The following is a 12,339-nucleotide window of genomic DNA, read 5'->3' on the forward strand; positions in this document are numbered from 1 at the left end:
CCATGTTTATAAGCTTATTTTGTATTTCAGATATCCAATGTTCACATTGGTTATCTGAAACGTAATATTAAGATTTTTTCATATTTAACATATAGTCAACGGCTTAAATTGTAATATGTATTAATAATCTGTAACGAGTAGATATATTATTGCATTTTTACCTTGCAATTTTTATTCCTAGGTAGACTATTTATTTAGAATTATTTACCTCTATTAAATATGGTTTTTTGAATATATGGGGCAACATTACTTATTCAAAATAATTCATTGTACGGTAGCCGCCGTCTTTTAAATAACGTTCTTTTTGCATTAATTTCACGTCACTTTGCATCATATCTTTGATAAGACTTTGTAAATCATGTTCAGGCGTCCAACCTAATTTTGTGTTTGCTTTCGTAGGATCACCTATCAATAAATCTACCTCTGTAGGTCTAAAATATTTAGGGTCTACCGCTAAAACTTCTTTTCCAATTTCTACTGCAAACTCAGGTTTACTGCACGATTTTACAAATGCTTTTTCATTAACACCTTCACCTTTAAATTCTAATGTTATTCCTACTTCTGCAAAGGCAAACTTTACAAAATCACGAACAGGGGTTGTTTTTCCAGTGGCAATTACCCAATCTTCTGCTTTGTCGGCTTGTAAGATCATCCACATCATCCGCACATAGTCTTTAGCATGGCCCCAATCTCTTTGTGCATCTAAATTACCAAGATAGAATTTATCTTGCATTCCAAGTGCGATACGTGCTGTTGCCCTTGTAATCTTACGGGTAACAAAAGTTTCACCACGAATTGGAGATTCATGATTAAATAAAATTCCATTACAGGCGTACATGCCATAAGCTTCTCTATAATTTACTGTTATCCAATAGGCATACATTTTAGCTACTGCATATGGGCTTCTTGGATAAAAAGGTGTGGTTTCTGACTGTGGTACTTCCTGTACTTTTCCATAGAGTTCAGAAGTTGAAGCTTGGTAAATACGTGTCTTATTTGATAGTCCTAAGAGACGTACCGCATCGAGTATTCTTAGTGTACCTAGACCGTCTGCATTGCCGGTATATTCTGGTACCTCAAACGATACTTGCACATGACTCATTGCTGCCAAGTTGTAAATTTCATCGGGTTGTATATCTAGAATAAGCCGAATAAGGTTGGTACTGTCTGTCATGTCTCCGTAATGCAATATAAAATTACGTTGCTCTATATGTGGATCTTGGTATAAGTGATCTATACGGTCAGTGTTAAACAAAGAAGAACGTCTTTTTAGGCCGTGTACTATGTAACCTTTTTTTAATAAAAATTCGCTTAGATAAGCCCCGTCTTGCCCTGTAACACCAGTAATTAATGCTATTTTACTCATAATACTATAATCTTAAAAAGATATTTTTTTCATAAATTACCCTTTGTTTTTAAAAAAAATATTTTATTCGAGTTAATTTGTTTGTGTAATAAATTAACATATTCTTAAAACTGTAAAAAAGCATGTTTATTGTTATTGATTGTATGGGTTTTTTGATAATTTAAAAAAAATATTAAAAAATAATTTTGTAAAAACCTAAACTTAACCTTAGAATGTTTTTTAATTTTAATGTTATAATTAAGATGAAACTTTATTGACCCCTTCTAGTCTTTGATCATTTAGAATGTTATCATTATATTTATTTATAATTCCCATAAATAAACAAAATAGAACAAAAGAGGTGAACGCACCCTCCATAATTGGTTCTACCATAAATAAAAGTAAAAATGATAGTGCATAAACTAATACCTGTCCATTAAAATATGTGTTTTTAGGATTTAATGAAGTAACTTGTTTAATCTTATTGAAAGATTTGATTGTAAAGATTATTAAAATAAAAAAAGGGAGCACTCCACCCAATCTTAACACGTCTAGCCAAAGATTATGTGAATAACCAAATTCATTTACTTCCCAGCCTAGGGGATGGGTAAAAAGGTATTCAAATGATTTTACCCAGCGTTCTGTTCGCCCACCTCCACTTGCAATATCACTGCTGCCATTTTCCATCCTTCCTGCGAAGGTAGTTAACCAATCAGCATTTAAATTAAATGAAACCTTAGTTGAGATATAATATATTGTTATACCAATAATATTGAACAAAATAAAACTTTGTTTAAATGATTGTTTTGGAAGCATATAAAATACTGACAATGCGGTCATTATTAAAAATATCCCCAATTGTGTGCGACTACCCAAGCGAATAGTACATATTAAAGTTATAATAAAGATTATAACCCCTGTCATATTAAAAATTTTACTTTTTTTACCTTTACTTAGAATTAATAGAGCTGGGATGCACATATTCATAGTAAAGAAGGCTCCCATTCCAGTGGCTGATACTGGTCTATTATCCCAAAACATGCCAATTGTACGTTCTATTTGTGCAAAACCTCCATCTAGATAATTTAGGAATACCGAAATTAATGCCGAAAGAGAGAATATTACACCGGTGCCAAACAGTAAATAAAATAAAATTTGTGGACTTGGTTTGTCCTTGGTTAAGTATTTTCCTGTCAAATAGAAGAATGGAGGTGTTATTGCATAAATTGCAATAAACTGCTTGCCTTGACTTTCGTAATCAAAAGAATAAAATAATGCATATATAAACGAAAATAATAGCAGTAGGAAAAAATCTCCATCTAAATTTTTGACAATAAAAGATTTATTAATAAAAATTAATCCTGTCAATATATAACCGGGCACATAGCCATAATTGAAGGGGTTCAATAAATATAAAAATAGTAAACCAATAACCATTATAGGCATTGGTTTAAGATATAAGGACAAAAAATTCATTGGTTTACCTTGTTTTACAAAGACTTGTTTCAAGTTATCAGTTTTTTTCAAAAAGCTTTTAAATTAAATTGAGCATTATTATTTTGAATTATGTTTTTATAAATGTTTATGTTTCTATTGCAGTTTACCTTTCTGTCATGTCTTTTTGAAGCAGTAATTATAGAATTTTCAGATAATATATGTGCTAATTTATCGTCTTTAAAAATTAACTTAATGGATTGAGCTAACATCTCAACTTCTTCAAATCTATATAAGAGCCCAGTTTCGCCATGAATAATCATATTCGGTATACCGCCAACATATGAAGCTATACAGGGCACTCCCAATAATTGAGCTTCCCCAAGAGAATTAGGACTGTTCTCAATGCTAGATGGACAAATAAATAAATTACATTTAAGATATTCCTGTGCCATAGCTTCTTCATCTAAAGGGCCGGTAAAAGTTACATTATCTGAAAGACCATATTTTTTAATTTTTCTTTTTATATACTTACCGTAACCGTCCATTTTTAACTTATCATAAAAGGTATCACTTTTTGTGATTTCCATGCCTGCAATACGTAATTGAACAGTGGGAAACGTTGATTTTACAATTTTCAATGCTTCTAGAACTTTATGTAAACCTTTGATTGGATAAAGTGCTTGGCTTAAAAAAATTGTATATTTTGATGCATTTTTTAGATTCCATTTTTCTGATTTGTAAAAATGATCTCTTAAGGATTCGTTACAAAAGTGATAATTTGCTTTGGGATTTATTGTTATAACGTGGTCGTGATCCCATTGTGTCCTACCTATGAAATTGTTACATAGTTTCAAATATGGAACTTCAATTTTTCGACCCCTTTTTTCAAATTTTCGTTCTGCGTGCCATATCGAGTTCATTCTCAATACATCTCGGAGGGTTAAGTTTTTTAATATATTTATAAGAGGTATTTGACCCGCGTAATATTTTGCATATACACTTATCATACCTTGGATGGATATGACATATGGTATATCAGGGCAAGATTTTACCAAAGCTAATCCATGTGCATATTCGGTACCATGAATGTGGATAAGATCGGGCTTTACTTTGGTAATGAGTTCTTTCCATTTATTTTCTAATGATTTATCAAAATAAAGAATAGATTTTTCACCTTTTAATAAGTGGTATGTTATTCCATTTATTTTCCCGTGATAGTCATTAATATTTGGCCGAACTGTGGCAACTGACAGTTGAACACCACTTTCAATTATATCCTTTGCTAAGCCATACATCCATCCACCTCCAATTGGTACTGTTTGTCCAATTGCTTTAGCTAAATCGGGAAATATCATGTTGGATATCCATAAAATTTTCATATTCTATATTATATTAAACTTTTTAATACTTTAATTTGATAGTGAGGGTTATATTTACTTTTTACCATGCTATACGCATGCAATCTCACTCTTTCCCTTAGTTTGGAAGACAGATTAATCCAATTGTTAATCTTTTTGCAAAGATCTAGAATGTCGCCAGCTTTAAAAAAATCTCCAGTGATACCAGGTTCAATAGCTTCAAATTCTGGTCCATGCTGTGAATACAAATCGGAAGTAATAACAGGTAAACCATAGGTAAGTGCATGAATAGCTGTTAGCCCGATTAGACCTGGTGATACGCAGATGTCACTGTTAAAAAGTAGTTCGCCTATTTTTTCTTCATTATAACAAGGTCCAAAAAACCAAACTCGTTCTTGTAGATTATATTCTTTTACCAAAGCAGGTATGTCATTATTATCAATGTCCTCTCCAACAATAACTAAGTTGCAGTTTTTATTGTTATGTTTTAGTTCGAAAAGAGCATGTACTAATAAATCTATTTTTTTAGATTTTTGAACTCTCCCAATATAGATTAGTATTGGATCATTATTTTGGAAATAGTCCTTATAAATTGTTGAAGGCACTAATGTTTTTCGAATTTCTAATTGACAATCATAATCTAATGAGTTATATATTGGTATTAGTTGTTCTGATTTGAAGCCCTCATTTATCATCAGTTTTTTCGAAAAATCTCCGTACAATAAACTTTTTGTACATAAACGAAAAAAGTTTTTTGCTATTAATTTACCGGCAGGTGTCAAATTCCCTTTCATACCATGTGTCCATGCATAAACTTTTTTTCTTAATAAGATAGCTAATAAAGCCAAAAGCCAATTTGAAAGTGAACCTGGTGTGCCTGTAATAATATAGTAAGTATAAGGTTTAAAAATAAGTTGCCAAGCACCTTTTTGCCACTCAAATCCTGTATTAGGAATATAAATATTTTTTAATTCTTTCTTAAATCCAGTAAGATCTGCATAATTCATTTTTTTTATAGGGGTTCCTACATCATCTCCAAAATAAAAATCACATTGGAGCTCTTTATCCATTAATTTATAAATCGGTGCACGGTAATGTGGGGCTAAATTAAAAATACAACAGATTTTTGTATTATTTGCCATGTATTAATTCAGTTTTAGCTTATTTAATTTAGTTTTTATGTTTCGAAAATTCCTTAACCTTTTTTAATAGGCTTTCTAATTCCTTAACTTTAAATAAACGAAGTAAACCGAAATATATTGGCAAGGCTAATATTAGTGCAATACAAAGTTTTAAAAAATCATTATCAATGAAATACATACCTCCAAAGACAACTATTATCATAAGTAACGACGCCAAGCTTATGGTCTGTAGGTCTTTTAATTGCGCAGTTGCACCATAGTTCATTATTTTACCAGGATAATAGGTGTTTATAAAAAAATGGATAATAGTAGAAAGTAATTCAGCTAAGGCTATATAAATTATACCATATTTTAACGCAGCTAATAGTAAAATAACTCGAACGGCAATTTTGCTGTATTGTTGTTTTAAAGTCAAATCTGTTCTACCAATAACGTACAATAAATTTACATTTATCCCTGAAATGATGGTAATCATACGAGCTATACAAAATATTTGCATAATAGGTACGGCGGGCATCCATTTTTCTGTTAATAAAAGTCGAATTAAAGGTTCTGCAATGATAGACAAAAAAAGAAATAAAGGTATTATTAAAAGTGCTGTGGCTTTGATAATATTTCTAGTCTGTTGAATAAGTACATCCCGCTGTTCTTGTATTTTAGATAATCCTGGTAATAATACACTATCCAGAACATTACTGAGCACCCCAAACACTACATCTGAAAATTGTGTACCTCGAGTATAATAGCCCAAATCTTTGGTGCTGATTAATTTGGCAATGAATAGGGCGTAAAAATTATTTACAGTAACATTTAATAAGGAAGATGCCAGTAGTTTTGAACCATACGAAAAGAGTTGCTTTAAAGAGCTTTTAGAAAAGCTACCTGTTGGTCTCCATTTTGTTAGCCACCAAACTAAAATTACGGTAAGCGAAGATCTAATTAATATTTGAGCTACTAGCGACCAAACTCCATAACCGATATAAGCCATATATACTGCAATACTACCTGAAATGATTGCCGTAGCAAAATTTACCTTGGTTAAGGTCTTAAAATCTAAATCAATTGTAATAAGGGTGACCGGTACTGCAAATAAGGCATTGATTATAAGGGAAAGCGATAGTACGCGTAATAATGGTGTTAGTTGGTCTATTTCGTAAAAAGTAGCTATTAAAGGGGCAGTCCACCACAGTAAGAAATAACAAACCAAACTTATAGCAATATTAAAAAAGAAAACTGTAGTGATGTCATCTGCCGAACGGTCTTGTTTTTGTATTAGAGCTTTGGTAAACCCGCTGTCTACAAAAACGTTGGCTATTGTAATAAAAACAAGTAAAATACCCAAAACGCCATACTCTTTCGGGGTAAGGATACGTGCTAAAATGATACCCAAGCCAAATTGCACAGCTTGTACAGAAAGTCGTTCTACGGCACTCCAAGCCATACCATGAAATATTTTTGAACTAAGGCTCATAGCACAATTAAGTAGCGGGTATTGTTATTCATTATCTAAATCTATTTTGGAATTCAAATATCTTGAATAATAACTGAAGTAACTAATGCGATCTATAAAAGTTGATTTTCTATGGATAAGAATTACTTTTTTCATGAAAAATAGATTTTTACGATTAATCTATTTATGCCCTTTTGCAAGGTTTTTTCTAGAATGTTGGAGTTGCATATTGTGAGGATTTAAAATAATAATTTAGAATTTTTATTTTATAAATTTTGAGTATTATTAAAATCTGACTAATACTTTGGCAGAATTTGCCGTTAGAGGTAATTTCTTAAATTAGATACTGAAACGATTGATTTCAATTAACCAAAAAAACCATGCCTTACTTGAAGCTCGGCATGGTTTTTTTGGTTAAACAATTGTAAAAAAAAATACGACTTAATTATTGAGGCGCGTTCTCAAAAGTACAATTGGTGAATTTTACATTATTAAGTATATCAGATCGATATGGGCTTCCGTTATTTATTTTAATTCCTACACTCCCATTTTTAAAGGAAGAATTTTTAAATTCATTACCTTCATTACGCATGTAAAAATTAGCTAATACACCATAATTTGTAAAAGTACAATTATCAAAAATATTATTTCGTACAAAAGCATTTATGTCTCCACCTATTAATGTTCCTGGTAGAGCTCTTAGTAGCATGGACGCATTCTCTACAACCACGTTTTCTATCTTATTGTTATATCCTGCATGTGGTACGTCTGTATCGGGTGAGGGTGTAAATCCATCATTGTCATCTACAAATGCAAATGCATAGCTTACATCTGTTATGTGAATATTCCGCACAGTATTGTTATTGGCGCCATTTCGAAAATCTATATTGGTTTGATAATGATCTCTTCCTTGTCCAATCATTCTAATATCTTCGAATAAATTCCCTGTTACGTCACTGAAAGCCATTTCTACTCCAGTATATTTGGTTTCACAACGTCTGAATGTATTGTTTTTTGAATTCCATTTACAAATAAGACCATGACCAGGATGTGAAAGACCTGGTGCACGCTCTACCCTTGAATCTTCAACAATATTATTTGAAGTATTACTAAGTAATAAATAGTAATCAGTTGGGTTTATAGGGTTATCAGCCCGCACTTCTAAATAACTAATCCTATTATTTCCGCCACCATATACTTTAAAAGATTCCGCAGTACTGTTTTCAATATATGAATTTTGAATAATTGAGTTACTTGTATTCATAAAGTGTATCCCAAAGCCATCGTAACCACTCGTTGATTGATTACCCATATCCAACACTACTACGTTATTTAAAGTTACATTTTGACCTGAAGCCTTAATGCCAATACTGAAATCTTTTACTTGGAAATTATGTAACTCCACATGAGCTCCTGCTATTATGATACCTTCACCTGTATTGTTTGAATCTAGTAAAGGCATTTTTGTAGCGTCTGCATTGTCTCCATAATTGAAGGTTGAGCCTTGGTTCGCTATTATATCGCCAGGTTCATTAGTATAACCAATAAACTTAATAGTATTTCCTGACGCGCCAGATTTATTAATGGTCATTTTAGAAGAACCATAGTTACCTGCTTTAATATAAATAATATCACCTGCTTTAGCCGAGCCGAATGCGTGAGCCAAGCTCCATGAAGCTGATACACTTTTACCATTATTACCTCCATTTCCTGAAGTGGTTACATAATAGACATTAGTGCCTGAAGTAGCGATATTATTTTGTGCAATATTTACCGTTACACTAGCTTCTTGTGTAGTAACATTACCTGCTTCATCTGTTTCTTCGGTGGTATAGGTAAAAGAATCGGTTACAGCTTCTTCTTGAGTTGTTTCTTCTGGTGTTGTTTCCTCGGGAGTCGTTTCCTCGGGAGTCGTTTCCTCGGGAGTCGTTTCTTCGGGAGTCGTTTCCTCGGGAGTCGTTTCCTCGGGAGTCGTTTCCTCGGGAATTGTTTCCTCAGGTGTTGTTTCCTCAGGTGTTGTTTCTTCAGTTGTTGTTTCTTCAGTTGTATTTGTTTCTGAAGAGCTTTCTGTATTAACTTTGTAAGTTAACGTGTTATCGTCATTTATGGTAACTATACCGTTAAGTGGTTCTGATGTTTGTATTATACGTACTTCGGCGTCGGCGTCAAAATTATCATTGTTCAATACATCCATTACTATAGTGGATTGACCAGCTTCTATAAAAAAACTATCATTAATCAATAATGAATTTTCTATTCGAGCGTCATCAGTATTAATTACATACTCAGATAAAAGATCGGCGTCTTTACTGCAGGAAAAAAGTAATAAAGAGGCAAAAATTGATAAGGTCAATTTTGTGAATTGATTTTGGAAATTTTGCATAAGTAGGTGAATTTCTTTTAGAATTAAAAACTTTGTCATTTGGGTTACAATTATACTTTAATTAATTAGTTGTCCGATGAAATAACTTGTTTTTTCGATGAAATACATAAATTTGAAATGGGGAAGTATGTAATTTAACGTCAAATTATTTTTAATATTTTGTGAACAATTATATTTAACTTGTTGATATATTAGTTGTTAAACTAATTTTAATATTAGGTGTACGATGGATGTTAGATATTTGGACGTTATTCATCGACGAAATGCATCATTTTGTTTATAATTTCGATGAAATACGGTTTATGTTTACAGTTTTGAAGTAGTATATAGAATATAGATAAAGTTTTTATTTCAATTTTATATTACATTCATAGCGTTGAGACAAAAAATGAATACTGCTAAATTATGTTAGGGTTGAGCTACATCTAAATTATCGGTTTGGAAGTGGGTGTATAGTTTTATGTAATTGAGACCCAATTAATGCATCCAACATCGTTTTAATAAAAACAAATTATTAGGTTTTCTGTCCTAATTCTTAGTTACGAACACTGTAATTTGATTTTTAAAAAAAAGTGTTAAGCTCCAATTAGTACTCGTGAATATTTTCCAAGAATTATTTTTGCTACTAGAATGATGGCTGCTGTAATAAGAATAACTACAAATCCCCAAATTAGGCCCCAAATTATTTGAGCGTATCCTTCTAAATTAAAATAATCAATTACTTTAATAGATATGAAAAGGAGGCGATAATTGATAAAATCATGTAAGAAATAAAAGGCAAAACTATAACGTGCTAAACTGTCTAATGTATTTATGTTCTTAGCAGCTAAGAAATCACAAAGACGGATTAAGAGCATTGCTGCTAATAAACACTTTAAGTAAACAAGGCCGTCTTTAAGTGAAAAAATGCAATAGGTTAAATCTACGTCATATAATACTATATGAAATATTGTTATACTCAAAAAAACAAAACCAATTACTAAAGGTGTAATATAGTGTCTTACAAATGTAATTACAGTCTCGTAGTTCATAGATGAATATATGCCAAGAAGATAAATCGGGAAAAAATAAAGGTACATCTGTAAAGTGACAGTTACACCTGTTCTAGTTCCTAAAATAGGTAAAAATAAAAGAAGTGGAAGTAATTTATGAAGTTGGGCTTGTGTTATTTTTATAATTAATGGTCCTGCCAAAAAAAATGGTATTATAAAAGGAATATACCAAAATGGTCCTGATGCAGTACCATTTATCAAATGCTCAGGGAGCTGGTATAAAAAGCTATGAAAAGATTCTTTGACTGTACCAAAAAAAGAGGTAGCAATAAGAATGCAAATGGATATAAAAACGTAAGGGCTAATTACATTTTTAATTTTTGACTTATAAAATCTCTTAATCTCAAATTTGTCTTTTAAGTAGTTAAGTAGAAAGCCAGAAATTAGTACAAAATAAATTGTACTTCCATCAAATAAAGCTTCGCGTAACGAATAAAAAATATCGTAATAATAATCTTGTTTAGAATTTGGTAGTAGCCAAACATGGGTAAGCATAATAGCAAGGATTGCAATTCCCCGAAAATAATGAACACTATAAAAGAACTTATTGTTTCTTATCAAATTTAAAGAAATTTTCTAATTAATATTTTTATAAAAAAAGAGGCTTAGTTTTTTTATGAGAATACAGTTTAAAATTTACAGTTTAGTTAGGTTTTATATTTTAAGATAAGTTACGCTTTATAAAAGCATTGGTATTAACATTGTAAACTTGACAAACATATGTAATCAATTATTGTACCTTGACTAAAGTTTTAATAAAATATACAGTATTGATATAATTAAAATAATATTTCAATATAATTACCTATCTATATTATATAAATAGGTAATTTATTATCTAAACTTTCATAAATTCCATTAAATATGGGACATCAGTTTTATAATCTTGCAGTATAGCCATGTTTAAGTTTTCCTTTGACATCGTAAACTAATGTTTTTTCATGCTTAAATTGACTAAGGTCTGCCTCAATAAATTCTTTATGGGCTACAGCCATTATTAAAATATCAAACTGATCATCAGGTTTTGTGTTTGTGGTAACTATACCATATTCATGGAACACTTCTTCTGGATTGGCCCATGGATCATAGATTGTAGTTTCGACTCTATATTCGTTAAGACTCTTAATCATATCTACAACTTTAGTATTGCGTATATCTGGACAATCTTCTTTAAAGGTAATTCCCATAATCAAAACTTTTGCGCCTTTTACTACTAAGTCATGTTTTAACATCAACTTTATAATTTGTAGACTAATATATTCGCCCATACCATCATTTATACGCCTGGCTGCTAGTATTAAATCTGGATTATAGCCATTTTCTTGCGCTTTTTGCGCTAAATAATAAGGGTCAACGCCAATACAATGTCCGCCTACCAAACCGGGATTAAATGGTAAGAAGTTCCATTTAGTACCTGCTGCTTCAAGTACATCTTTAGTGTCTATGCCTAGCAAATGAAATATTTTAGCCAATTCATTCATGAAGGCAATATTAATATCACGCTGCGTATTCTCTATTACTTTTGAAGCTTCAGCAACTTTTATAGTTGGGGCCAAGTGTGTGCCAGCCGTAATAACCGAAGCGTATAAGTTGTCTACAGTTATAGCTGTTTCTGGGGTAGAGCCTGAAGTAACTTTCAATATTTTTTCTACAGTATGCATTTTATCACCTGGGTTAATACGCTCAGGGGAGTATCCTACATAAAAGTCAGTATTAAAAATTAGTCCGCTAGATTTCTCAAGCTCAGGAATACATATTTCCTCTGTAGCACCAGGATATACGGTTGATTCGTAAATAACGATGTCATTTTTTTTCAATACCTTACCAACAGCTTCACTGGCTTTGATAAGAGGTGTGAAAATTGGTCTTTTGGTATCATCGACAGGGGTAGGTACCGTGATAATATAACAGTTGCAATCTTCTAGGTCATTAATATTTGTTGTGCAAACCAGGCCATTCCCCTTAATTTCATTTTTGATAGTAAGGACACTTTCTAGATCCAGGTCGGTCAATTCTAATGTTATATCTTTTCCGGTATTAATTTCATCGACCCTTTTTTGATTAATATCGAAACCAATAACATGATATTTTTTAGCAAATAGCGCTGCTAGAGGTAGCCCTACATATCCTAAACCAATAATTCCTATTTTCATTTATTTTATTATTTAATTT

The 12,339-nt window shown here is 31.5% G+C and carries 8 protein-coding genes; all 8 read right to left on the reverse strand.

The features are described 5' to 3' along the window. Positions 1-250: 250 nt before the first annotated feature. Positions 251-1,366 (reverse strand): GDP-mannose 4,6-dehydratase, encoded by a 1,116-nt coding sequence (gmd, locus tag CLV90_RS08935; protein WP_133687167.1) that lies wholly within the window; start codon positions 1,364-1,366, stop codon positions 251-253. Between the two features lie 237 nt (positions 1,367-1,603). After that, on the reverse strand, positions 1,604-2,872 hold the full coding sequence (locus tag CLV90_RS08940) for an O-antigen ligase family protein (RefSeq protein ID WP_133687168.1): 1,269 nt from the start codon (positions 2,870-2,872) through the stop codon (positions 1,604-1,606). Continuing rightward, positions 2,869-4,161: a glycosyltransferase family 4 protein gene (locus tag CLV90_RS08945; protein WP_133687169.1), complete on the reverse strand. Its 1,293-nt coding sequence runs from the start codon at positions 4,159-4,161 to the stop codon at positions 2,869-2,871. Before CLV90_RS08945 ends, CLV90_RS08940 begins: the two co-directional genes overlap by 4 nt. An 8-nt stretch (positions 4,162-4,169) precedes the next feature. Continuing rightward, positions 4,170-5,282 (reverse strand): glycosyltransferase, encoded by a 1,113-nt coding sequence (locus tag CLV90_RS08950; protein ID WP_133687170.1) that lies wholly within the window; start codon positions 5,280-5,282, stop codon positions 4,170-4,172. 28 nt (positions 5,283-5,310) lie between these two features. Then, the gene (locus CLV90_RS08955; protein WP_133687171.1) at positions 5,311-6,753 is read right to left on the reverse strand and encodes a lipopolysaccharide biosynthesis protein; all 1,443 of its coding nucleotides are present in this window, start codon (positions 6,751-6,753) and stop codon (positions 5,311-5,313) included. 424 nt (positions 6,754-7,177) lie between these two features. Next, positions 7,178-9,154, reverse strand: a complete 1,977-nt coding sequence (locus CLV90_RS08960) for a right-handed parallel beta-helix repeat-containing protein (protein WP_166638557.1) — start codon at positions 9,152-9,154, stop codon at positions 7,178-7,180. A gap of 536 nt (positions 9,155-9,690) precedes the next feature. Further along, positions 9,691-10,728, reverse strand: a complete 1,038-nt coding sequence (locus CLV90_RS08965; RefSeq protein ID WP_166638558.1) for an acyltransferase family protein — start codon at positions 10,726-10,728, stop codon at positions 9,691-9,693. Between the two features lie 317 nt (positions 10,729-11,045). Further along, the gene (locus CLV90_RS08970) at positions 11,046-12,320 is read right to left on the reverse strand and encodes a nucleotide sugar dehydrogenase (RefSeq protein WP_133687174.1); all 1,275 of its coding nucleotides are present in this window, start codon (positions 12,318-12,320) and stop codon (positions 11,046-11,048) included. Between the last annotated feature and the right edge of the window lie 19 nt (positions 12,321-12,339).

The sequence above is a fragment of the Maribacter spongiicola genome (genome assembly GCF_004364165.1).
Lineage (GTDB): Bacteria > Bacteroidota > Bacteroidia > Flavobacteriales > Flavobacteriaceae > Maribacter > Maribacter spongiicola.

Excerpts from the sequence above, each read along its gene's own strand:
- gmd (WP_133687167.1), bottom strand. The coding sequence starts at position 1,366 with ATGAGTAAAATAGCATTAATTACTGGTGTTACAGGGCAAGACGGGGCT.
- CLV90_RS08945 (WP_133687169.1), bottom strand. The coding sequence starts at position 4,161 with ATGAAAATTTTATGGATATCCAACATGATATTTCCCGATTTAGCTAAA.
- CLV90_RS08950 (WP_133687170.1), bottom strand. The coding sequence starts at position 5,282 with ATGGCAAATAATACAAAAATCTGTTGTATTTTTAATTTAGCCCCACAT.
- CLV90_RS08955 (WP_133687171.1), bottom strand. The coding sequence starts at position 6,753 with ATGAGCCTTAGTTCAAAAATATTTCATGGTATGGCTTGGAGTGCCGTA.
- CLV90_RS08960 (WP_166638557.1), bottom strand. The coding sequence starts at position 9,154 with ATGACAAAGTTTTTAATTCTAAAAGAAATTCACCTACTTATGCAAAAT.
- CLV90_RS08970 (WP_133687174.1), bottom strand. The coding sequence starts at position 12,320 with ATGAAAATAGGAATTATTGGTTTAGGATATGTAGGGCTACCTCTAGCA.